Origin of the sequence: Streptomyces griseosporeus (genome assembly GCF_014656055.1) — a bacterium.
Classification (GTDB): Bacteria; Actinomycetota; Actinomycetes; order Streptomycetales; family Streptomycetaceae; genus Streptomyces; species Streptomyces griseosporeus.
On the sequence record NZ_BNBR01000001.1, the window covers coordinates 580069 to 602216 of the forward strand.

18 protein-coding genes are annotated in these 22148 nt (G+C 75.2%); 6 read left to right on the top strand and 12 right to left on the bottom strand.

Translation table 11 applies throughout. From position 1 onward, the window contains the following. Positions 1-118: 118 nt before the first annotated feature. The 8 genes from IE308_RS02600 to bdeA all read right to left on the bottom strand — a co-directional run bounded on the left by IE308_RS02600 (position 119) and on the right by bdeA (position 11364). Complete coding sequence (locus IE308_RS02600; RefSeq protein ID WP_190216403.1) at positions 119-1393, bottom strand: ABC transporter substrate-binding protein; 1275 nt, start codon at positions 1391-1393, stop codon at positions 119-121. Further along, entirely contained in the window at positions 1390-2514 is a 1125-nt protein-coding gene (locus IE308_RS02605; RefSeq protein WP_190216404.1) for a branched-chain amino acid ABC transporter permease, read from the bottom strand. The genes IE308_RS02600 and IE308_RS02605 overlap by 4 nt, the downstream gene beginning before the upstream one ends. Further along, on the bottom strand, positions 2507-3403 hold the full coding sequence (locus IE308_RS02610; RefSeq protein ID WP_110634762.1) for a branched-chain amino acid ABC transporter permease: 897 nt from the start codon (positions 3401-3403) through the stop codon (positions 2507-2509). Before IE308_RS02610 ends, IE308_RS02605 begins: the two co-directional genes overlap by 8 nt. Beyond that, the gene (locus IE308_RS02615; protein ID WP_190216405.1) at positions 3400-4185 is read right to left on the bottom strand and encodes an ABC transporter ATP-binding protein; all 786 of its coding nucleotides are present in this window, start codon (positions 4183-4185) and stop codon (positions 3400-3402) included. Before IE308_RS02615 ends, IE308_RS02610 begins: the two co-directional genes overlap by 4 nt. Then, complete coding sequence (locus tag IE308_RS02620; RefSeq protein WP_190216406.1) at positions 4182-4958, bottom strand: ABC transporter ATP-binding protein; 777 nt, start codon at positions 4956-4958, stop codon at positions 4182-4184. Before IE308_RS02620 ends, IE308_RS02615 begins: the two co-directional genes overlap by 4 nt. Positions 4959-5961: 1003 nt before the next feature. After that, entirely contained in the window at positions 5962-7206 is a 1245-nt protein-coding gene (locus tag IE308_RS02625) for a PucR family transcriptional regulator (RefSeq protein ID WP_190216407.1), read from the bottom strand. Between the two features lie 142 nt (positions 7207-7348). Continuing rightward, on the bottom strand, positions 7349-10234 hold the full coding sequence (locus IE308_RS02630) for a helix-turn-helix transcriptional regulator (RefSeq protein ID WP_190216408.1): 2886 nt from the start codon (positions 10232-10234) through the stop codon (positions 7349-7351). Between the two features lie 212 nt (positions 10235-10446). Then, entirely contained in the window at positions 10447-11364 is a 918-nt protein-coding gene (gene bdeA, locus IE308_RS02635) for a bis(hydroxyethyl) terephthalate hydrolase (RefSeq protein ID WP_190216409.1), read from the bottom strand. A 244-nt stretch (positions 11365-11608) separates the two neighbouring features. Here bdeA and IE308_RS02640 point away from each other — a divergent pair, with 244 nt between their 5' ends. The 3 genes from IE308_RS02640 (at position 11609) to IE308_RS02650 (ending at position 14035) form a co-directional block, all read left to right on the top strand. Then, positions 11609-11872, top strand: coding sequence for a hypothetical protein (locus IE308_RS02640; protein ID WP_229908675.1), 264 nt, complete (start codon positions 11609-11611; stop codon positions 11870-11872). Between the two features lie 74 nt (positions 11873-11946). Further along, on the top strand, positions 11947-12837 hold the full coding sequence (locus IE308_RS02645) for a Gfo/Idh/MocA family protein (protein ID WP_190216410.1): 891 nt from the start codon (positions 11947-11949) through the stop codon (positions 12835-12837). 91 nt (positions 12838-12928) lie between these two features. Then, positions 12929-14035: a PP2C family protein-serine/threonine phosphatase gene (locus IE308_RS02650; protein ID WP_190216411.1), complete on the top strand. Its 1107-nt coding sequence runs from the start codon at positions 12929-12931 to the stop codon at positions 14033-14035. On the opposite strand, the gene IE308_RS02655 is transcribed toward IE308_RS02650, so the two are convergent. Beyond that, the gene (locus tag IE308_RS02655) at positions 13995-16304 is read right to left on the bottom strand and encodes an MMPL family transporter (protein WP_190216412.1); all 2310 of its coding nucleotides are present in this window, start codon (positions 16302-16304) and stop codon (positions 13995-13997) included. The two genes, IE308_RS02650 and IE308_RS02655, sit on opposite strands and share 41 nt — an antisense overlap. 254 nt (positions 16305-16558) lie before the next feature. On the opposite strand from IE308_RS02655, the gene IE308_RS02660 reads away from it, so the two are divergent. Beyond that, positions 16559-16765, top strand: coding sequence for a hypothetical protein (locus tag IE308_RS02660; protein ID WP_110634734.1), 207 nt, complete (start codon positions 16559-16561; stop codon positions 16763-16765). Positions 16766-16954: 189 nt separating this feature from the next. Here the strand turns inward: IE308_RS02660 and IE308_RS02665 are convergent, their stop codons facing one another. Next, the gene (locus tag IE308_RS02665) at positions 16955-17434 is read right to left on the bottom strand and encodes a DUF5709 domain-containing protein (RefSeq protein ID WP_110634731.1); all 480 of its coding nucleotides are present in this window, start codon (positions 17432-17434) and stop codon (positions 16955-16957) included. Between the two features lie 274 nt (positions 17435-17708). On the opposite strand from IE308_RS02665, the gene IE308_RS02670 reads away from it, so the two are divergent. Both IE308_RS02670 and IE308_RS02675 read left to right on the top strand, forming a co-directional pair. Then, positions 17709-19181, top strand: a complete 1473-nt coding sequence (locus IE308_RS02670) for an APC family permease (RefSeq protein ID WP_190216413.1) — start codon at positions 17709-17711, stop codon at positions 19179-19181. A 14-nt stretch (positions 19182-19195) separates the two neighbouring features. Next, positions 19196-20152 (top strand): hypothetical protein, encoded by a 957-nt coding sequence (locus IE308_RS02675; protein WP_190216414.1) that lies wholly within the window; start codon positions 19196-19198, stop codon positions 20150-20152. A 52-nt stretch (positions 20153-20204) separates the two neighbouring features. Here IE308_RS02675 and IE308_RS02680 read toward each other — a convergent pair whose 3' ends face one another. Then, positions 20205-21170, bottom strand: a complete 966-nt coding sequence (locus IE308_RS02680) for a lysylphosphatidylglycerol synthase transmembrane domain-containing protein (protein WP_190217337.1) — start codon at positions 21168-21170, stop codon at positions 20205-20207. Between the two features lie 197 nt (positions 21171-21367). Next, positions 21368-22105 carry an HAD family hydrolase gene (locus tag IE308_RS02685; protein ID WP_190216415.1) on the bottom strand — a complete coding sequence of 246 codons (738 nt, stop codon included), beginning with the start codon at positions 22103-22105 and terminating at the stop codon, positions 21368-21370. Between the last annotated feature and the right edge of the window lie 43 nt (positions 22106-22148).

Consider the following 22148-nt stretch of genomic DNA (forward strand, 5'->3'; position numbering starts at 1 on the left):
GGTGTGACAGAGAGTACAGCCTCGTGTGCACGGGCTCGACCCGTCCGGGGAGGTCCGGGCAGCCCGGGGGACGGCCACCGGGGGCGGACCCGGTGGCCGTCCGGTACCCGGGACGGGGTCAGCCGCGGGTGCTCAGGTACTCGTCCACGCCCGGGGCCTTGTGCGCGTCCTCGGCGTTGACGACGCCGCCGTCGGCCTTGGCGTCGGGCCGCAGGACGTAGGCCTCCCGGCTGGCCGGGCTGCCGGCGTCGGAGAAGTCCTGCGGGGTGCCGAGGCCGGTGTCGGCGTTCTTCTGCGAGCGGTGCGCCTTGACGAGGTCCTCGCGGGTCAGGCCGCCGGACGCGCAGGCCTTCTTCAGGTCGGCGCCGAGAAGTTCGGCGGCGTTGTAGCCGGAGAGCACGCCGGAGTCGACCGGGGAGCCCGGGTACTTCTTCTTGTACGACGCGACCATGGCGCGGACGCCGGGCAGGTCGGAGCTGACGGCCGGGGCGGAGCTGATGATGTTCAGCATGGCCGCGAGGGCCGGTGCCGCGGGCGTCTTCATCAGCTGCGGGGCGAAGCCGGGCGCGTTGCTGACGACGGGGACGCGCAGGCCGCGGGAGGCGGCGACGCCGACCAGGGAAGCCGTCTGGGCGGGTCCCGCGCTGATCAGGATGGCCTTGACGCCGGCCTTGCGCAGCGCGGAGACCTGCGCGGACAGGTCGGTGTCGGTGGCCTTGATCTTCTGCCCCTCGATCTTCAGCCCGGCCTTCTTCGCGGCCCAGGTGGAGCCCTCCAGCGCGTTGGCGCCGTAGTCGCCCTCGAAGTAGACGTGGCCGATGGTGTCGCCCTTCTTCAGGCCCTTGGTGCGGGTGAGGAAGTCGACGGCGGAGATCATGTCGATGTCGTAGGTGGTGCCGATGACCTGCACGGAGTCCTTGCCGAGCAGGGAGGCGGCCCAGGCCTGCGGGAAGGTGAGCATGTGGTCGCGGTCGATGTCGTCGAGGAGCGCGGCGACCACCGGGGAGCCGATGACCTGGGGCAGCGCCACGACGTCCGGGGCGATGTCGGCGTAGGCGGTGACGGCCTTCTGCACGTCGTAGCCGTGGTCCTTGACGACGATCTCGACCTTGCGGCCGCAGATGCCGCCCTTGGCGTTGGTCTCGTCGGCCCACATCTGCTGGGCCTGCACGATGGACTTGCCGAGGGTGGCGTAGGGGCCGGTCAGGTCGGTGAGGGCGCCGAGCTTGATGGTCTTGGCGGTGACGCCGGGGCCGGTGCGGACGCCGTCGGCGCTGTCGGAGGAGCCCTTGCCGTCGGCCTTGGAGCTGCATCCGGTGGCCGCCAGCAGCAGGGCCAGGGCTCCGGCGAGGGCGGCCGCGGCGGTGCGGTGCCTGGAGTGCGTGGTGTTCACGGGGTGTGCTCCTTGGGTCGTACGGCGGGTGCGGAGGGGACGGTGGAGGCGGGGGTCTGCTCGGCCGGGGCCGGGTGCGGGCGCAGCCGGGCGCGGACCCGGCGGGCGAGGCCGTGCAGCCCGTCGGGGGCGTAGAGGAGGATGACGACGATGGCGGCGCCGTAGAGGTAGCGGGCGGCCTCGGTGGGGCCGACGCCGCCGTCCTCGGTGCCGGGGGTGGCGACGAGCGGCAGCTGGTCGGCGTAGCGGGTCATCAGCAGCGGCAGCGCGGTGACGAAGACGGCGCCCGCGGTGGCTCCGGCGACGGAGCCGAGGCCGCCGATGACGATCATGGCGAGGTAGTCGACGGACAGGGCGAGGGAGAAGTAGTCGGGGACCACGCGGCGGAAGGCGAGGGCGAGCAGCACCCCGGCGAGGCCCGCGTACATCGACGACACGACGAAGGCCGCCGAGCGGTAGCGAGCGACGTCGACGCCCATCACCGCGGCCGCGGTCTCGCTGTCGCGCAGGGCGGCGAGTGCCCGGCCGGGGCGGGAGCGCAGCAGGCCGCGGGCGGTGAACCAGGTGAGCCCGAACAGGGCGAGGCCCAGGAACCACAGCCGTTCCTCCGCCCCGAACGGCACGCCCAGGACGGTGAGTTCGGGATCGTCGGCGGTGAAGCCGAAGCCGCCGAGGGTGAGCGGGGGCACGGAGCGGCCGTTGAAGCCGCCGGTGACGGAGTCCGCGGTGAGCAGCAGATGGTGGCCGAGGAAGACCAGGGCGAGGGTGGCGACGCCGAGGTAGACGCCGCGCAACCGTCCGGCGACGGGGCTGAACAGGCCGCCCGCCACTCCGGCGAGGAGCACCGCGAGAACGGCGGCGAGCGCGGTCGGCAGGCCTGGGCCGGGGTCGCCGGCGAGCCAGGTGTAGCCGTAGGCGCCGACGGCGAGGAAGAAGGCGTGGCCCAGGGAGAGCTGGCCGGCGGTGCCGGACAGCAGGGACAGGCCGACGGCGCCGATCGCGGCGGCCACCGAGAACAGGCCGATGCGCAGCCAGAACGCGTCCAGGTAGAAGGGCGGCAGGCAGAGCACGAGCGCCAGGGCGACGGCCGCGGCGGGCTTCAGGTACCGGCGGTCAGACACGGGCCGCTCCCTTCGCGCCGAACAGCCCGGTGGGCCGGACCAGGAGGACGAGGACCATCACGGCGTACGGCGCCACGTCGCCGAACCCCTCGCCGAGGACGTGCAGATCGGACTGGTGTCCGGCGACGAGGGCCTCGGTCAGCCCGATCAGCAGGCTGCCCGCGAGGGCGCCGGGCGGGGAGGCCATGCCGCCGAGGATGGCGGCGGGGAACGCCTTCAGCGCGATCTGGCCGGTGGTGCGCTCCAGGCCCGGCGCGGGGAACGCGGCGAGGAACACCGCGGCCAGCGCGGCGAGCGCGCCCGCCAGACACCAGGCGAGCATGCGGACCCGGCTGAGCCGTACGCCCATCAGCGCGGCGGCCTCCGTGTCCTCGGCGGCGGCGCGCAGCGACAGGCCCCACGGGGTGAACCGGAACAGGGCGAAGACGGCGGCGATCGCGACGGCCGACACGGCGATCGCAGCGAGCCGGCTGTCGGCGACGGTCACGGAGCCGAGGGTGACCACCGAGTCGCCCCAGGGGTCGCCGAGAGAGAGCAGGTCGCCGCCGATGCGCCGGGACAGGTCGGTGAGCAGCACGATGTCGACGCCGATGGTGACGATGGTCTGCACGTGCGCCATGCGCGGGTCGGGCTCGCCGCGCTGGAGCAGCAGCCGGTCGAGGGCACCGGCGAGGAGTGCGGTGGCGAGGACGGCCACGGCGAGGGCGCCCGCGAAGCCGAGGTCGTCGTGGAGGACGGCGGTGAGGTAGCCGCCGAACAGCAGCAGGGAGCCCTGGGCGAAGTTGATGACGCCGGAGGCCTTGAAGATGACGACGAAGCCGAGGGCGACGAGGGCGTAGACGGCGCCGAGGGCGAGGCCGTTGAGGAGGTCGTCGAGGAGGGAGGTCATGCCGCGTCCTCCTCGCCCGCCGCGGTGCCGAGGTAGGCGCGCAGCACCTCGGGGTCGCGGCGCACCTCGTCGGGGGTGCCGTGGGCGATGCGGCGGCCGAAGTCGAGGACGGTGACCTCGTCGGCGAGGCGCATGACCAGGCCCATGTCGTGCTCCACGAGGACGACGGACAGGCCGAGTTCGGTGCGCACGTGCTGGATCACCTCGGCCATGCGGACGCGTTCGGCGGCGTTCATGCCGGCCACCGGCTCGTCGAGGAGGAGCACGCGCGGTTCCAGGCACAGGGCGCGGGCGAGTTCGACGCGCTTGCGGTCGCCGTACGACAGCAGCGCGACCGGGGTGTCGAAGTGCCCGTCGAGTCCGGCCAGTTCGGCGATCTCCCGGGCGCGGGCGAGGTGCTCGCGCTGTTCCCGCACGGCGCGCGGCAGGTGCAGGGCGCTCGCGGCGAACCCGGCGCGGGACAGGACGTGGCGGCCGAGCATGAGGTTGTCGGCGACGGTGCCCTCCGTGGTCACGATGTTCTGGAAGGTGCGGGCCACGCCGAGCGCGGCGATGCGGTGCGGGGCGAGCCGGGTCAGGTCGGTGTCGCCGAGCCGGACGGTGCCGGAGGCCGGGCGGTACAGGCCCGACAGGACGTTGAAACAGGTGGACTTGCCGGCGCCATTGGGCCCGATGAGGGCGTGCGTGGTGCCGGGGGTGACGGTGAAGGAGACCTCGTCGAGCGCGGTGAGCCCGGCGAAGCGGACGGTGACGTCGCGGACCTCCAGCTGCGGGACGGTCATGCGGCCCCCTCGGTGGTGTCGCCCAGGTAGAGGCGGCGTACGGCGTCGGTGCGGGCGAGTTCGGCGGCCGGACCGGACAGCCGTATCTCCCCCACCTCCAGCACATGGGCGTGGTCGGCCAGCGACAGGGCCATGCCGGCGTTCTGCTCGACCAGCAGGACGGCGGTGCCCTGGGCGTTGATCTCGCGGACGACGTCGGCGATCCGGTCGACCATGAGCGGGGCGAGGCCGAGGGAGGGCTCGTCGAGCAGGAGCAGGCGCGGGTGGGCCATCAGGGCGCGGCCGATGGCGAGCATCTGCTGCTCGCCGCCGGACAGCAGGCCGGCGGCCTGCCGGGTGCGTTCGGCGAGCCGCGGGAACAGCGCGAAGACGCGGTCGCGGGCCTCGGCGACCTGGGAGGGCTTGCGGCGGGCCAGCCCGAGGCCGCCGGTGCGCAGGTTCTCGTCTACGGTGAGTCCGGCGAACACCCGCCGTCCTTCCGGTACTTGTACGACTCCGGCGCGTACGGCGGCGACGGGGTCCCGCCCGTCGAGGGAGGTGTCGCCGTAGCGGACGCGGCCGGCGGTGATCGCGCCGCGGTGCAGACGCAGCGTGCCCGACACGGCGCGCAGCAGCGTCGTCTTGCCGGCGCCGTTGGCGCCGAGCAGGGCGACGACGCCGCCCGGCGGCACGGTCAGGGACACGTCGCGGAGGGCGGACAGGGCGCGTCCGTACGTCACGTCCAGATGCTCGACGTGCAGCGCGGGGCGCTCGTCCGGTGGTGCTTCGGGCATCGCGGCTCCTTGAGGCCGTGCCGGGGCGGCGGCACGGGGTGCGGGGATTGCGGGTCGTGCGGGAAAGCGGAGCTCACGACAGCACGGGCGACGGGCCTCGGGACAGCGTCCGGGGCCCGGACGCTGCGGGGTCCCAACGGGGGCGGGGAGGGGTTGTGCGGGTGCCCAGGGGTGCCGGCCAAGGGGGTTGAAGGGGCCGAGGTGGGTGCAGGGGGTGCAGGAGGTGGAAGGAGTGGCCGCAGGTCGCGTGGGGCGCACTTCGGCCGTGGGCGGCGCCGGGTTCGGGCACACGTCGGCCGTGGGCAGCGCCGGGTTCGGGCGCACGTCGGCCGCGGGCGGCGCCGGGTTCGGACGTACGTCGAGGGGCAGCGGGTGACCGGACGGGGTGGAGACGGGCCGCCCCGCTCCGCCCGCGGCCGAGTGCTCCGGACGGCCGCAGGCGGCGGCCGCACGGGACACCAGGCGCCGCGGCCGGAGCGGGTCCAGGCGGCGGCGGTCGGTCGGCACGGGCAGGACGGACCGGACCGTCCGCCGGAGGCACGCCCGGCCCCCGGTGAAGGAGCGCTCGGACGCCGGCCGAAGTCGCGGCCGGCCCCCAGGCCATGGGCACGGTGAGCCGCTCGACCGAGGGCACCGTCGGTCCAGGCCGCAGGCACGCCTGGCCCCGCTGAACGACGCGGTCGCAGCCGGCCGAAGGCGCGGCCGACCCCCCGGGCCGTGGGCACGGTAAGCCGCTCAGCCGAAGGCACGCCCGGCCCCGCTGAACGACGCCGTCGTGGGCCGGCCGAAGGCGCGGCCGACCCCCCGGGCCGTGGGCACGGTAAGCCCCTCGGCCGAAGGCACGCCCGGCCACGCTGAACGACGCCGTCGTGGGCCGGCCGAAGGCGCGGCCAGTCCTCCAGGCCGTGGGCACGGTAAGCCCCTCGACGGGCGGCACGCCCGGCCACGGCCGGGAGCACGGCCGTACCGCCCGGCCGAGGGGGCCCAAGGCCCCGGGCGAGGCTCAGCGGGGCAGCAGGCGGTGGGCCGTCAGGGCCAGGGCCACCTCGATCAGGTCGGTGGGGCGGGACAGGGAGCGGCCGGTCAGCTGCTCGTAGCGGCGGAGGCGGTTGAGGACGGTGTTGCGGTGGCAGTACAGCCGCCGGCTCGCCCGCTGCGCGGAACCGTCGCAGGCCAGCCACGTGGCCAGGGTGTCGAGCAGGACCTCGGCGTCGGCGGCGTCGAGGTCGGCCAGCGGGCCGAGCACCCGGTCGGCGAGGGCGGTGGCGAGTTCGGGGCTGGAGACGACCAGCGCCTCGGGGAGGTGGTCGGTGAGCCGGATCGTGCCACCGCCGTCCGGGCACAGGCCGAGCGCGATGTCGGCGAGCCGGCGGGCGTCGCCGACGGCGGCGAGACCGTCGACGGCACTGCCCACCCCCGCGCGCACCCCGGCGTCCTCCGCGGCGGCGACCACGGCGTGCTCGTCGGGGGCCGGGACTATGCCGTAGTCCACCTCCGCGCCCGGATGCCAGTGCACGCGCACACCCGGAGCGATCACCGCCGTACGCCGCTCCGGCGGGCCGGCGACCGCGACGACGACGTACCGCCCCTGCTCCGGCAGGTCCAGCGCCGCCGCCGTCTCGGGGAGGTCGGCGATCCGGCTGGTGCCGTCGAGGAGGGCGGCGGCCAGCAGCCGTACCCGGTTCTCGCGCCGCCAGGCCAGCTGCCGCTCGGTCTGCCGGTAGGCCTCCGCCAGGAGGGTGCAGTGCTCGTCGACGAAGTCCCACACGTCGGACGCCACGTGCACCAGGAGTCGTACGTCCTCGGGCGCGGTCCGCGAGGTCTCGTCGACCAGGTCCTGCCAGACCAGGGAGCCGCCGAGCCGGAAGGCGTGCAGCAGCGCGTCCAGCGGCAGGCCCTGCTCGGCCCGGTTCGCGCCGATCGCCCAGGTGCAGCGGCGGGCCGCGTCGCGGGCGCCGCGCGGGTCGAGCAGCGAGGACACGCTGTGCCGCAGCGAGCGGTGCGTCTCCTGCCAGGTGCCGGCCGGGTCGTTGTCCAGGCAGGAGCGGTAGGCGGGCTCCTGCTCCCGGAGGAGGGCCAGGAGGCGGTCGGTGAGCTGCGGCAGGTCGTCCAGGAGGACGCGGGCGGCGCGGTGCAGCACGCGCAGCGCCTCCGCGTCGATCAGCGGGCGGCCGCGCCCGGTGCGCGGGCGGGGCGCGGGCGCGGCTTTGGGGCGGGGCACGGCTCGTGGCCGCAGGGCTTGGTGCATCGCGGTCCTCTCCCCAGGGTCGGCTTGCGGCGGCGGCCGCGCGGCGGACCCGTCACCGGTGTCGGGCCGGTGACGGAGGCCGTGGGGCGGCCGCCGCCTGACTCGTCCTGCCCCGAAGGATGACATACCGTCCGGTCGGTCCCTAGAGCTGTGCACCGGACTTTTCCGCCTGCTCGACCATCCGGGCCAGTTCCACGCGGGAGCGCACCCCGAGGGCGGCGAAGACGTTGCGCAGGTGGTAGTCGACGGTGCGGGTGCTGACGGAGAGGCTCAGGGCGACCTCGCGGTTGGTGGCGCCCTGGGCGACCTGGCGGGCGATGCGCAGCTGCTGCGGGGTGAGCCGGGACAGCTCCCCGGTGGGCCGGCCGTCGGCGGAGGCGCCGTTGGCGCGCAGTTCGGCGGCGGCCTGCCGGGCCCAGGGCCGGGCGCCGCTGCGTTCGAAGCCGATCAGGGCGGCGCCGAGCCTCTCGCGGGCCTCGCGCAGCCGGCGGCGGCGCCGCAGCCACTTGCCGTAGAGGAGTTCGGTGCGGGCGCGTTCGTAGTCGGAGGCGTTGTCCTCGTGCCGGTCGAGGGCCTGCCGGTACAGCTCGTCGGCGGTGTCCGGCGCGGCGGCCAGCAGGGCCCGGCAGCGCAGCAGCTGGGCGGGGGCGTGCGGGTCGGCGCCGCAGGCCGCCCACAGGGCGAAGTCGTCCACGACCGCGCGGGCGTCCTCGGGGTGTCCGGCGAGGGCGGCGGCCTCCACGTAGCAGGGGACGGCGAGCATCCAGACGGCGAAGTGGCCCCGGCGCGGGCCGGGCCGGACGAGGAGGCCGAGCCGGTCGGCGGCCTCGCGGGGCCGGCCGCGGCCGAGGTCGGCGCGGGCCGCCGCCCACTGGGCGAGGGTGCCGGCCTGTGCGAGCCCGTGCCGCCGGGCCGTGGCCAGCGCCGCCGCGGCGTGCTCCTCGGCGGTCTCCCCGTCCCCGCCGTGCTCGGGAGCCCCTTCGATGGAAGCGGTCAGGGCGAGTACGGCCTGGTGGTGGGCCGCGGTGTTGCGCTGGCCGGTGCGGCGCGCCGCGCGCAGGCCCTGCTCGGCGTGGGTGCGGGCGAGAGCGTGGCGGCCGGCGCGCAGCTCGGCGTAGGCCAGGTACTCCAGGGCCCGCGGTTCCAGCGCGGCCGAGCCCAGCGTGCGGGCGACCGCGAGGGCCCTGGCCCCGGCCCGGCGGGCGGCGGCCACGTCGCCGAGCAGCAGGGCCGCGGCGGCCGACCGCAGCAGATGCTCGGGCTCGTCGGCGTGCACGGAGTGCGCGAGCACGCGGCGCAGCGGGGCGGCGGCCTGGTCGAAACGGGCTTCGAGGACGGCACGCATACCGGTGCGGTAGTCGTCGAGGGGGCCGGGGCGGTGCGGGGCGGAGGGGCCGGCGGTGAGGTCGGTCGCCACATAGGGGTCGGGCGCTTCCCCTTCCTCCCCGAGGATGCGCAGGCACCCCGCCGCGTCCCCCGCCGCCCAGGCCGCGTCGGCGGCGGCGAGGGTCGCGCGGGCGGCCCGGGCGGGGTCGCCGGGGGTGAGCAGGCGGGCGGCGAGGAGGAAGGACGCGCGGGCGTCGTCGACGGGACCGTCGCGCAGCAGGGCCGTGCCCCGCAGCAGTTCGGCGCGGCCGCGGACGGCGGCGGGGGCCGGGTGGTCGCGGACGCTGTCCAGGAGGCGTACGGCGTCGGCCGTGTGCCCTCCGAGCAGGGCCTGTTCGGCGGCGCGGGTGTGGCTGTGGGCCCGCAGGGCGCTGTCCCCGCTCAGCGCCGCGGCGCGCAGGTGGGCGGTGCGGCGCAGGTCGGGCGGTGCGTCGACGGCCGGGTCGGACGCGGTGGCGGTCAGGGCGGCGGCCAGGCCGGGGTCGGGCGCGGTGGTGGCCCAGGACCGGTGCAGCAGGGCGAGCAGGCGGTCGTGGGCCGGCAGGGAGCGGGCCAGCGCGCGGTGCACCTCGCGGCGCTCTTCGGGGGGCGCGGCGGCGTACAGGGCCCGGCCCAGCAGGGCGCTGCGCAGGCGCAGCCGTCCGTCGGCCGCGTCCACGGTGTCGGGCCAGGGCCGTGGGTCGCGCAGCCCGAGCCGCGCGACGGCCCGCAGGACGGCGGCGGCGTCGGTCTCGGGGCCACCGGAAGCCCGTGTCGCGGCGGCGACGGTGAGCAGCAGGGCGTGGTGGTCGGGGTGGAGCCCGGTGAGGTGGCCGCCGAAGGCGGCGGTCAGCGTCTCGGCGTCGGCCACCGGCCGGGGCAGGGGCCGCTCGCCGCGGAGCTGGGCGGCGGACAGGCGGCGGGCCAGGGCGAGCAGCAGCGCCGGGTTCCCCTCGGCCTCCGCCACGAGGGCGTCGCGCACCGCCGGGTCGACGGGCACCCCGGTCACCTCGTCGAGCAGGGCGGCGGCGTCGGCCGGTGCGAGCGGGTCGAGGCGGAGGACGGGCAGCCCCGTGAACTCCCGGTCGACGGGCCGGTGCCCGGCGACGCCGACCAGCAGCCCCACCCGGCCCCCGCCGGCGCCCGGCCCGCCGAGGTCCGGCGCCCCGGCGGCGGCGTGCAGGCGGGCGGCGGCGTGGCCCAGCGCGGCACGGGACGGGGCGTCCCAGAGGTGGGCGTCGTCCACGCACACCAGCAGGGAGCCGGCGGCTGGCTGAAGCGCTGTCAGGAGTGCCTCGCCGGCGGTGCGCGGGTCGGCGCCCGGGAGCGGTGCCGTTCCCGGCGGGCCGCCCCAGGCGGCGGGACGCGACGCCGCCCCCGCTCCCCCGGCCCGTACGACCGCCCGGCACAGGGCGCGCAGCCCGGCATACGGCTCGTGCGCGCGGGACGGGTCGGACCGTACCCGGATCACGGGTCCGGCCGCCTCGTGCGAGCGCGCGGCGAAGTCCAGGAACGCGGTGCGCCCGCCGCCCGGTTCCCCGGTCACGAGGTGGGCGCCGCCCTCGGTGCGCAGCCGGTCCAGCAGCGCGGCGATCCGCTCCCCCCGGGGGCCCGGGCGGTAGGAGGGCGCCGCGGCTCTCTCGGTCGTCGTCCGTCCGGTCATTCCCGCGACGTTACTCAGCCGTAACGCGGGGCGGAAGCCGTGCGTCCTCGTTTCTTGACTCTTCATCAATCGCCTGACCTGCGTCTTCGGCGGGCCGGGGCGCGGGAGTCGGTGTGCCGCGTCCCAACGGGCCGGGTGCTCGGGCGTGCACCGGCACAACGCGGACGGCGACCGCGCGCTGCCGCACGGTCGCCGCCGGGGAGGGACGTCGGTCAGGAGGTGTGCGGGCAGTTGCCCCGGTACTCCTCGATGGTCAGGCTCGGCCGCGGGACCGGGCAGAGGAACTGCTCGTAGCGGGTGTCGTTGTCGATGAACCGCTTCAGCCAGGAAATGCTGTACTTCGCGATCGTCGTGTTGGACGTGTTCGGGGTGAAGTGGGTGGCCCCGTTCAGTTCCAGGTAGGCCCGGTCCAGGGAGGACGGGAGGGTGTTGTAGAAGGGCTCGGCGTGGCTGGCGACCGGCGCGATGGTGTCGCCGTCGGCGCCGAAGATCAGGGTGGGGGTGGTGATCTCGGGCCAGGTCTTGTCGAGGTTCCACGGGGTGAGCGGGATCGCGGCCTGGAGCGAGGGCCGGCTCTTGGCGGCCTCCAGGGAGCCGCCGCCGCCCATGGAGTGGCCCATGACGCCGAGGCGGCTGCTGTCGATGCGTCCGCGGACGGAGCTGTTCTGGGTGAGGTAGTCGAGCGCGGCGAGCAACTGGCGGCCCCGGGAGTCGGGTTGGTCCAGGGTGGTGAGGGTGTCGATGGTGAAGACGACGAACCCCTGGGAGGCCAGGCGCGGTCCGAGCCAGGCGATGGAGGACTGGGTGCCGGTGTAGCCGGGCGAGACGGCGATGGCGCCGAAGGTGCCGTCGGCGGTGCTGGTGGGGTAGTAGATCGTGCCGCCGCCGAAGCCGGAGACGGCGACCCGGGAGACGGTGACCTCCGAGACCGCGTACGGGCCGCGCAGCGCCTCGATGCTGGCGGTGCTGGGCGCCGGGCCGCGCTCGTAGGGGTTGTCGGCGGCGTGCGCGCCGGGGCCGCCGAGCGCGGTGAGCCCGACCACGGCGGTCAGGGCGGCGGCCGCGGCGGCGAGCCGGCTGCCGCTTCTGCGGCGGGAGCGGTGCGTGGTGCGGGTGTGGGGGTGCTGCACGACGAGTCGTCCTCTCGGTCGTGGCGGGTCGCCCGGGGAGTGGGCGCCGCCGTCGGTTCGGCGGTGCCACTGTGGGCGGGACCCCCTGGTCCGCGGACCGGCGAAGTCACCGGTCTCGCGGGGTGCGTTCACGCGGCCGCGCGCTTCCCCACACCGTCTTCACGACACTTCACGAAAGTTCACGACAGTTCGGGGCGCCTTCCGGCATCGAACGCATCAGCGGCCGGATTCGGAGCACTCGTACGTGCATCGCCTGGCCGAGGAGAACGCCGTGCTCTGGGTCGCCGTCTCGCTGTTGCCCCTCATGTCCCTGCTGTTGCTGGTCGCCGACCGGCTGGAGGAGCGTCTGCTCGCTCCCGCCTCCCGGCGTCACCGGCACGCCGCCCGACGGCGCCATCTGCGCCTCGTCAGCGGCGGCCGGCGGCAGGCCTCCGACAAGGCGGAGACGCGCCCGGCCAAGGCCCGGGCCGCCCGGGTGGCGGCTCCCCGGGAACGCTCCGCGGCCTGACCGGCGAGACACCCCCTCGGCCCGTGTGGCACGCTCACCCGTGATCTGGTCGGTCCTTCGGGAGAGGCGGCGGCATGCGCATCGGACTGCTCGGCACCGGACCCTGGGCGCGGATGGTGCACGCGCCCGCCCTGGCGGCACACGACGCCTTCGACCTCGCCGGTGTGTGGGGCCGCCGTGCGGACGCCGCGAAGGAGCTGGCGGCACAGCACGGCACCCGGGCCTACGACGACGTGGACGCGCTGCTCGCCGACGTGGACGCCGTGGCCGTCGCCCTGCCGCCGGACGTGCAGGCCGGCCTGGCGGTGCGCGCGGCACGGGCCGGACGGCATCTGCTGCTCGACAAGCCGCTGGCGACGACGGTCGCGCAAGGGCGGGCCGTCGCCGACGCGGTCCGCGAGGCGGGGGTGGCGTCGGTCGTCTTCTTCACCACCCGGTTCCAGCCGGAGCCCGAGGCCTGGATCGCCGAACAGGCGGACCGCGGCGGCTGGTTCACGGCACGCGCGCTGTGGCTGGGCGCGGTGTTCACCGAGGACAGCCCGTTCGCCGACTCCCCGTGGCGCCGTACGAAGGGCGCGCTGTGGGACGTGGGCCCGCACGCGCTGTCGGTGCTGCTGCCGGTGCTGGGCGGCGTACGGCGGGTGGCCGCGGCGGTGCCCGGGCCCGGCGACACCGTCCAGCTGGTCCTGGACCACGAGCGGGGCGCGTCGAGCACGCTGACGCTGAGCCTGACCGCACCGCCCGCCGCGGCGGGTGCCGGCGTGGAGCTGCGGGGCGAGGCCGGGGTGACGCTCCTGCCGGACGCCGCCGACGGCCCCCTGCCGGCCTTCGGGCGCGCCGCCGAGGCCCTGCGCGGCGCGCCCGAAGGCCGGCCCCATGCGTGCGATGCCGCCTTCGCCCTTCGGGTCACCGAGATCCTCGCCGAGGCGGAAGCCCTGCTGGAGGGTGTGCGGCAGCACGACTGACGGACCTCCGGCGTGTGCACCGCCGCCGTCCGTGCCGTCCGGACCGCGTCCCCGGCGTGCGGTGCCGTACCCGGCGTAGGAGCGTGGTGCCATGGGCAGTGCGCGCCTGCTGGTCTCGCGTCGGGGGACGGACCGGCGTGGCTGGCTGCGCGGGGCCCCGCCGCCGCGCTGGGTGCGGGTACTGCCCGTCGCGCTGGCCGTGGCGGTGTGCGTGGCCACGCTGGTCAGCAGTGAGCCGCTGGACATCGGCTTCCTGCTGGGCGCGATCCCGCCGCTGGCCGTCCTGTCGTACGGACCGCTGGCGACCGCGGTGCTGGGCGCGGCCGTGATCGCGTTGCTCACCGTGCCCGCCTTCCACCTGGACCGGCCCGGGCAGACGGATCTGCTGACCGTCTGCTTCGTCGCCGCGCTGAGCGTGTTCGTGTCGTTCGTGCGCAGCCGCCGTGACGCCCAGCTCGACCTGGAGCGCACGGTGGCGGTGGCCGCCCAGCGGGCCATCGCCCCGCCCGTGCCGGAGACGGTGGGGATGGTGCGGTGTGCGGGCCTGTACCGGGCGGCGCAGGACGGCACGCTGGTCGGCGGGGACTTCTTCGACGTGCGGCGCGGGCCCTTCGGGGTGCGGGCCGTGCTCGGCGACGTACAGGGGCACGGCCTGGCGGCGGTGGCGACGGTCGCGTCGCTGCTGGGGGCGTTCCGCGAGGCCGTGCTGGACCAGCCGGACCTGGAGGCGGTGGCCGCCCGGCTGGACCGCCGGCTCGCGGCCGACTCCGCGCACACCCCGCACGCCGAGCTGTTCGCCACGGCCGTGCTGCTGGAGTTCGCCGCCGACGGGAGCGCGGTACGGGCGGTGTCCTGCGGTCATCCGGCGCCGCTGCTGCTGCGGGCGGGGGCGGCGACGGAGGTGGCGGTCGAGCCGTGGCAGCCGCTGGGTCTCGGTCTGCCCGGTGCCGGGCCGCCGAAGGGCGTGGCGGTGGAGCTGCGGCCCGGGGACCGGCTGCTGCTGGTCTCGGACGGGGTCGTCGAGGCCCGGGACGCGGCCGGGGCGTTCTACCCGCTGACCGAGCGGCTGGCGGAGTTCGCCTCCGTGCCGGTGACCGCGCTGCCCGACCGCCTGTGGACGGACCTCGACGCGTACGCCGAGGCGCTCGAAGACGACGTCACGATGCTCGCTCTCGCTCCGGGGGCGCCGGAGCGCTGACCCCGTCGGGGCCGCCCTCGTGGTCCCCTTCGGCGTCGATGTGCGGCATGATCCGGTCCAGCCACCGCGGGGTCCACCAGGCGTGCCTGCCGAGCAGGGTCATCACGGCGGGCACCATCAGCAGGCGGACCACGGTGGCGTCGATGAGGACGCTGACGGCCAGGCCCAGCCCGAGCATCTTCACCACGATGTTGTCGCTGACGATGAAGGCCGCGAAGACGCTCACCATGATCAGTGCGGCACAGGTGATGACGCGGGCGGTGATCTCCAGGGCGTGCGCGACGGAGTCCTTCGCGTCCTTGGTGCGCATCCAGTTCTCGTGCACCCGGGACAGCAGGAAGATCTCGTAGTCCATGCTGAGGCCGAAGATGATGGCGAACATCATCATCGGCACATAGCTCTCGATGGGCACCTTGCCGTGCACGCCGAGCGCGGGCCCGCCCCAGCCCCACTGGAAGACGGCCACGACGACGCCGTACGACGCCGCGATCGACAGGACGTTCAGGACGGCCGCCTTCAGCGCGACGAGCAGCCCGCGGAAGACCGCGAGGATGATCAGGAAGGCGAGGCCGACCACCACGCCGATGATCAGGGGCAGCCGGCTCGCGACGATGTCCCGGAAGTCCACCTGGGCGGCGGTGGTGCCGGTGACGTAGCCGTGGGCGTCGGTCCCGGCCACGGCCTGCGGCAGCGTGTGGTCCACCAGGCGGTTGGTGAGGTCGGTGGTGGCGGCGTCCTGCGGGGAGTGCTGCGAGTAGACGGTGGCGAGGAGGACGTCCCCGTCCTTCGTGGGCGTCAGCGGGGTCACGGTCGAGGCGCCGGGCACGCTGTTCAGGGTCTTCTGTGCCTGGGAGGCGAGATCGGAGCGCTGCGAGGACGGCACGCCGCTCTGGTCGACGACGATCGTGAGCGGGCCGTTGGAGCCCGGCCCGAAGGCATCGGTCATCAGGTCGTAGGCCCGCCGGTCGGTGAAGGAGGTCGGGTCGGCGCCGTCGCCGATGTGGCCGAGCTGGATCGAGAGCAGGGGGATGGCCAGGACGACGACGGTGGTGACGCCGGCGGCCAGGAACTGCCACGGACGGTGCTCGACCCGCTTGGCGTACCGGTGCCAGGTGCCCTGCGGCACGTCCGCGCCTTCCTCCGTCTCGGCGACCGGGCGGCGCACGGTGAACCGGTCGATGCGTTTGGCGAGGAGACCGAGCAGGGCCGGTACGAGGGTCAGCGCGCCGACGACGGCCGAGACGACGGTGACGGCGGCGGCGAGCCCGAGTTTGCCGATGAAGGTCACCCCGGACGCGTACAGCCCGGTCAGCGCGACGATCACCGTGCAGCCGGAGACCAGGACCGCCCGTCCGCTGGTCGCGGTGGCGTGGCCCGCGGCCCGCACCGGATCGGCGCCGTTCATCAGGTTCTGTCGGTGTCGGGTGATCAGGAACAGGGCGTAGTCGATGCCGACGCCGAGGCCGATCATGGTGGCGAGGGTCGGTGACACGGTCGCGAAGGTGAAGGCGGCCGCGAGCAGGCCCAGCAGCGCGAGCCCTCCGATGACGGCGACCAGGGCGGTCACCAGCGGCATGACGGCGGCGAGCACACTGCCGAAGCCGATCAGCAGGACGACGATCGCGACGCCGAACCCGATCAGCTCGCTGACCCGGTCGTCGGCGGCGGGACGCGCCAGTTCGCCGAGGGGTCCGCCGTACTCGACCTGCGCCCCGGCCTTGCGCAGCGGCTCCACCGCGTTGTCGACGCCGGGGAGGTAGCCGTCGCCGAGGGTGGAGGGCTGCACGTCGAAGCGGACGGTGATGTAGGCGGTCTTGCCGTCGGAGGACAGCGGGCCGACGTTCTTCTGCGGCGCGGACTGCTGCGACTGCTGCGACTGGGATTGCTGGGAGCTGCTGCCGGGGGCGGTGAGCGGGTTCTGCGCGGACAGCACGTGCGGCAGCTTCTGCAGGTCGCCGGTCGCGGTCGCCATCTGCGAGCCGAGGCCGGTCAGCGGCTGGTCGTCGTGGAGCACGATCTGGCTGCTGTAGCCGCCGGCCTGCGGATCGTGCTTCTTCAGCACGTCCAGGCCCTCCTGCGACTGGACGCCGGAGAGGGCGAAGTCGTCGGAGTACTCGCCGCCGAAGGAGCGGTTGAGCGCCTGCAGCGCCACCAGGGCGACGAGCCAGGCCACAATGACGATCACGAAATGCCGTGCACACCATTCGCCCAGCCGCCTCAGACCCCCTCGGGCGGCGCGTCCCCCGGTGTGCGGATGGCTGGGTGACATGGCCTCGGTCGTTTCCGCCGGCGGACAGTCCGGCCCTTCCATTGCACTCCCCTGTGACCGGATCGGCATCTCGGGGCCGGAGGGGCCAGGGGGGTTGGGAGCGCCGTGGGAAGGTACCCCGGCCTTCGGAGCCGACCGCTCCGGGAGCCCCTCCTGTCTCCGGATGCAGGGTGCGCTCCCGCGGTGAATGGTGTTAGTGGACCCGATGACAGCACCGGGGCCGCCGCACCCATCCGGACCGGAGGAGTCGCACCATGTCGACGTCACAGCCCGACGCGTCCCGGTCGTACCGGGACCGCACCACCCCGGACAAGCTGCTCCACGCCCGCACCGGCACCGAGGTGTCCCCCGAGGACGTCGTGCTGGCCGCGGGCCGGGACCTCACCCCGCGCAACCTCGAGTGGGCGAAGCGGAAGCTGGAGCAGGAGGGACCGGCCGCCCTGGACAAGCTGCTGCCCTGAGCCCGGCAACGTACAGGGCAGTCCCGGTCCTCCGGATCCAGGCGGAGGACCGGGACTGCCGGTCGCTGGGGGGACCAGGACTGCCGGTTGTCAGGAAGACCGGGACTGCCGGTTGTCAGGGAGACCCGGACTGCCGGTCGTCGGGGGGGGCCGGGAGTGCTGGTCATCGGGGGGCGTCGGCGGGTTCGCTCAGAGCCGGTCGTCGTCGATGACGTGCATCGCCGCCTCTTCCGCGCCCGCGGCGCCCGCGTCGATGCCGATGTCCTCGGCCACGGCCTCCTTCGTGGTGTCGGGGTGCGCGCCCTCGTCGGGAGCGACCAGGCGTCCGGCGCGGCCCTCACCGGCCTCGGGATCGACGGGTTCGCCCTCGCCGCCGGGCAGATCGCCGACGTCGTCGCCCTCGGGCACCGTGACGTCCGGCGTCTCCTGCGCGAGGCGCTGGTCGAGGGACTCGCCCTCGTGCTGCTCCGCGGCCGTGGTGCCGTACTTGGTGACGCCCAGGGGCTTCTCCGGCGGGGAGTAGCCCTCGTCGAGGGTGTCGTCGTAGGTGCGTTCGTCGACGGCGTCCTGCAGGTCCAGGGGCGCGGCGTCCTCCTGCTCCTCGTTGCTTCCGGTGGGCTGGTAGGCGTCGTCGGCCATCGGTTCGGGGCGGGCGGATTCCGTGCCCATGGTGCCTCCCTCGGGTCTGCTGACGGCGTTCCTCGTCCGCGTTTCCCGTTGCGCGGGCTCCAATCCGGGATCCGGTCGTCTGGGGCTATCATCACTCGCACACTCGGTGTGACCGTTCGTCCACGCAGCGGCGGCACGGTGCGCACCAGCGCAGTGCACCCGCCGCCGGCCCGAGGCCATCCCTCATCCGTCCGCGGCGGCCACCCCCCACCCCCCTCCACGCCGCCGGGGTCCGCGACACCCCCGCGTCGTGCACACGGAAAGCAGCACGACCATGACCCACAGCAGGGGCAGAGGGCTGCAGGCAGGCGCCCTGGGTTTGTTCGACACCGTGGTGATGGCGGTCGCGGGCAGCGCCCCGGCGTACTCGCTGGCCGCCACCACGGCCGTGCTCGTCGGCACGGTCGGGCTCGCGAGTCCGGCGGCGCTGCTGTACTGCGCGATACCGATGCTGGGCATCGCGCTGGCGTTCAGCTATCTCAGCCGTATCGACGTGAACGCGGGCGCCAGTTACTCGTGGGTGGGCCGAACCCTCCACCCGTTCCTGGGCTTTCTGAGCGGGTGGGCGCTGGTGGTGTCGGCGACGCTGTTCATGGTGGCCGGGTCGCTGCCCGCCGGTTCTCTGACGCTGGCCCTGTTCGACGAGGAACTCGCCGCGGACACCGCGCTGTCGACGGCGGTGGGCGCGGGCTGGTTCCTGCTGATGCTGTGCGTGGTGCTCGGCGGGGCGCGGCTGACCGTGCGGGCGCAGCTGCTGATGTCGGGGGTGGAGCTGGCGATCCTGGTGCTGTTCGCGGTGCTGGCGCTGCTGCACTCCGGCGACGCCCGCCCGTTCGACTGGTCGTGGCTGGGGCTCGGCCGGTTCGAGGGGGTGTCGGGCTTCGCGTCGGGCGCGCTGGTGGCGGCCTTCTACTACTGGGGCTGGGACGTCACCTGCAACCTGAGCGAGGAGACCCGGGACAGCCGCCGTACGACGGGGGCTGCTGGGCTGATCGGGCTGGGCGTCGTGTTCCTGCTGTTCGAGGTGTTCACGATCGCGGTGAACATGGTTCTGACGCCGGACCAGATCGCGGACGGCGGGGCGAACGTGCTGGCGGTGCTCGGTGAGGAGATCTGGCCGGGGTGGGGCGGCCGGCTGCTGGTGGTCGCGGTGATGCTGTCGACGATCGCCACGCTGGAGACGACGCTGATCCAGGTGACGCGGTCGCTGTTCGCGATGGGCCGGGACCGGACGATGCCGGCGGCGCTGGGCCGGGTGCATCCGCGGTGGAACACGCCGTGGGTGGCGATCGTGGTGGTCGGGGCGGTGGCGCTGGTGATGTTCGTGGCCGCCATCACGCTGGGCACGGTGGGCGACATCCTCGCCGACGCGATCCAGGCGATCGGTCTGCAGATCGCCGTGTACTACGGGCTGGCGGGCCTCGCGGTGGTCGTCGCCTACCGACGGGTCCTGCTGAGGTCGCCGGCGCATCTGCTGCTGGGCGGGGTGTGGCCGCTGCTGGGTTCGGCGTTCATGTTCTGGGTGTTCGTCGAGTCGCTGGGCGAGCTGAGCGCGGCGGCGGTCGTGATCGGGCTCGGCGGGCTGGCGCTCGGGGTGGTGCCGATGCTCCGGTACTGGCGGAAGGGCAGCGAGTACTACCGGCCGGCACGGCTCGACGCCTCGCGCACGGTGCGCACGGAGTACGACCCGTCCGGCCGCCCGGCCGTGCCTCCGCGCGCCCATGAGGGCCTCCCCACCGACTTCTGATCCGAGGGGGCGTGATGGCACGAGAGCGTTTCGCTCCCGATTTCGACCCCGACTGCGGGGACGCGCCGCTGACCTCGGCCCGGCAGGACGTGGTCATCGGCCGCTGGCAGGGTCTGCGGGCGCTGCTGCGGGCCACCGGCACCGACTGGGAGGCGCGCGGGCACCGGGTGCGGATGCTGGCGCAGGCCTGTGCGGACAGTTCCGCGGTGGAGACGTGGCTGGCGGCGGAGCCGCGCAGCGCGGACGCGCTGGTGCTGCGGGCGGCGACGGAGACGACCCGGGCGTTCCAGCTGGCGATCGCGGCCGGCCGGGGGGTGCCGATCGAACGGCGCCGGATCGACTCGGCGGTGCTGGCGTGCCGGGCGGCGACCGAGGCGGTCCCGGAGGACCCGACGCCGTGGATCTCGCTGATCTCCGTGGCGCGGCTGTATCCGTCGGGGGTGCGCCGTACCGAACTGGCCCGCTGGTGGGACGAGTTGCACCGGCGGGACCCGTACAGCGTGGAGGGCCACCTTCAGGTCCTGCACTACTACTCCGCCCGCTGGCACGGCACGCACGGCCTGATGTACGACTTCGCGCGCGACGCGGCGGGGGTGGCGCCGGCGGGCTGCCCGCTGCCGGTGCTGGTGCAGTACGCGCGCGTGGAGGAGTACCGGTACGCCCTCGACGCCGCGCACGGCGACCGGGGCGCGGTCGGGCTCGGCCACCACTGGAACCACGACGGCGCGGTGAGCGACGTACGCCGCACCTGGCAGCGCTGGATCGGCGCCCGCCCTCCGGGCCCGATCACCCCCGCCGAACTGCGCGACGTCAACTGCCTGACCCACGCGGCCTGCTGGGCGGACCTCCCGGACATCGCAACGGCACTCCTCCGCATGCTGGACCGCCGCGCGACAAGGACACCGTGGTCGTACACCGGCGACCCGGCCCAGCAGATCCTGAGGTGGCGAAAGGAGCTGGGGGTGGGGTGAGCCGACGGCATCGACGGTCACTCCGCCCAACGGTCGCCGCCGGCATCGACGGTCACAGCGCCCCCCGCCGCACCAGCACCCCCAGCACCACCAGGCCGGGGGCGAGCGGGAGCCATACCGTCAGGAGGCGGTAGCCGAGGACGGCGGAGGCTGCTGCGGTGGCCGGGGCGCCGGCCGTGGTCAGTGCGAGGGCGAGCGCCGCGTCGAGGGAGCCGAGGCCGCCGGGGGTGGGCAGCAGGGCCGCGGCGGCGCTCGCGGCGAGGTAGAGCAGCGTGACCAGCCCGGGCGGCAGCGGCAGGCCGACGGCGCGGGTGACCGCCACCAGCACCGCCGCGTGCAGCAGGGCGAAGCCGAGGGAGCCGCCCCACAGGGCCGCGGCCCGGGCGGGCCGGGCGTGCACGGACCGGATGTCCGCGAGGACGGCGGCCAGCACCGCGCGGCACCGGGTCCGCCTCAGCGCCACGGCCGCCCCGACGGCCAGCGCCGTTCCGACGGCCAGCGCCGTTCCGACGGCCACCGCGGCCCCGGGGACGTGCGGCAGCCGCGGCGCGCCGGGGCAGGACAGGGCCAGTACGGCCATCAGGGCGGCCCGGGCGAGCGCGCCCGCCGTGCCCTTGACGGCGATCGCCGCCGCCGAGCGCCCGGCGGACAGCCCGCACCGCATCAGGAAGCGCAGGTTCACCGCGCCCGCCCCGAGGCCGGCGGGCAGCACCTGGTTGGCGGCGCCCGCCGCGAACTGCGCGGCCACCAGCCGCCCGGCGGGCAGCCGGTGCGGTACGGCGCCCTGCTGGGCGAGGGCCGAGGCCACCCAGGTCCCGGCCGCGGCCGAGGCGCCGACCAGCAGCCAGCCGTGGTCGGCGACGGCGAGCCGCAGGGCCCCGCTCTCCAGCACCGGCCAGTGCCGCCGGGCCAGCAGGCCGACGGCGACGAGGAGGGCGAGGGCGCACAGCGTGTGCAGGCCGGCCCGTCGGCGGGCGGACGCCGGGGCGCACGACCCGGGCGTCGTCTCCGGCGTCATGCGGTCCCCGCCCGGGCGGTCGGACAGTTCGACGCTGCCGGCCATCGTCGCCCCTCCCCCTGCGGCTCGTCGGTCGCCCGCACCCCGCCGCAGGGCGACGAAGATCCGGACTTCAGCGACAAATTAACCCCTGGGGCGACAAGGGGGACACCGTATGCGGCCAAGCGGCGGACACCATCCGACCCTCGACGCGTCCCTCACCCCGACCGCAGCTCCGCGAGGTCGCTCACCACGCGGTCGGCGCCGTGCGCGTACAGGGCGTCGCGCTGCCCGGTCCGGTCGACGCCGACGACGTACCCGAAGTGCCCCGCACGTCCGGCGTCCGTGCCGGCCAGCGCGTCCTCGAAGACGGCGGCACGGGCCGGCGGCACGCCGAGGACCTCGGCCGCCGCGAGGAAGGTGTCGGGGCGCGGCTTGCCGGGCAGCCCGCGCTCGGCGGCCACCACGCCGTCAATCCGTACGTCGAAGAGGTGCTCGGCGCCGATCGAGCGCAGCACGTCGACGGTGTTGGCGCTGGAGGAGACGACGGCCGTGGCCAGCCCGTGCGCCCGCGCCGCCTCGATGTAGCGCACGCTGCTGTCATAGGCCTCGACGCCGTCGGTGCGGATCTTCTCCAGCAGCAGGGCGTTCTTGCGGTTGCCCAGTCCGTGCACGGTGCCGGCGTCCGGCGGGTCACCGGGCGTGCCCTCGGGCAGCTCGATGCCCCGGGAGGCGAGGAAGGTGCGCACGCCGTCGGCGCGGGGGCGTCCGTCGACGTACGTGTCGTAGTCGGTGTCGTCGAACGGGCGGAAGCCTGGCCCCTCCCTCTCGCGCAGGAACGCGTCGAACGTCTCCTTCCATGCGGCCGCGTGCACGACGGCCGTGCGGGTGACGACCCCGTCGAGGTCGAAGAGGCAGGCCCGGATGGCTTCGGGCAGTCCGAGATCCGTCGTCATACCGGGACCGGTTCCCCGGGACGCGCCTCCCTAGCGCCGCGCC

Coding starts and splice junctions, on each gene's coding strand:
- IE308_RS02650 (WP_190216411.1), top strand. CDS start 12,929: ATGGGCAGTGCGCGCCTGCTGGTCTCGCGTCGGGGGACGGACCGGCGT.
- IE308_RS02685 (WP_190216415.1), bottom strand. CDS start 22,105: ATGACGACGGATCTCGGACTGCCCGAAGCCATCCGGGCCTGCCTCTTC.
- IE308_RS02615 (WP_190216405.1), bottom strand. CDS start 4,185: ATGACCGTCCCGCAGCTGGAGGTCCGCGACGTCACCGTCCGCTTCGCC.
- IE308_RS02655 (WP_190216412.1), bottom strand. CDS start 16,304: ATGTCACCCAGCCATCCGCACACCGGGGGACGCGCCGCCCGAGGGGGT.
- IE308_RS02625 (WP_190216407.1), bottom strand. CDS start 7,206: ATGCACCAAGCCCTGCGGCCACGAGCCGTGCCCCGCCCCAAAGCCGCG.
- IE308_RS02620 (WP_190216406.1), bottom strand. CDS start 4,958: ATGCCCGAAGCACCACCGGACGAGCGCCCCGCGCTGCACGTCGAGCAT.
- IE308_RS02630 (WP_190216408.1), bottom strand. CDS start 10,234: ATGACCGGACGGACGACGACCGAGAGAGCCGCGGCGCCCTCCTACCGC.
- IE308_RS02665 (WP_110634731.1), bottom strand. CDS start 17,434: ATGGGCACGGAATCCGCCCGCCCCGAACCGATGGCCGACGACGCCTAC.
- IE308_RS02610 (WP_110634762.1), bottom strand. CDS start 3,403: ATGACCTCCCTCCTCGACGACCTCCTCAACGGCCTCGCCCTCGGCGCC.
- IE308_RS02660 (WP_110634734.1), top strand. CDS start 16,559: ATGTCGACGTCACAGCCCGACGCGTCCCGGTCGTACCGGGACCGCACC.
- IE308_RS02680 (WP_190217337.1), bottom strand. CDS start 21,170: ATGACGCCGGAGACGACGCCCGGGTCGTGCGCCCCGGCGTCCGCCCGC.
- IE308_RS02645 (WP_190216410.1), top strand. CDS start 11,947: ATGCGCATCGGACTGCTCGGCACCGGACCCTGGGCGCGGATGGTGCAC.
- IE308_RS02675 (WP_190216414.1), top strand. CDS start 19,196: ATGGCACGAGAGCGTTTCGCTCCCGATTTCGACCCCGACTGCGGGGAC.
- IE308_RS02670 (WP_190216413.1), top strand. CDS start 17,709: ATGACCCACAGCAGGGGCAGAGGGCTGCAGGCAGGCGCCCTGGGTTTG.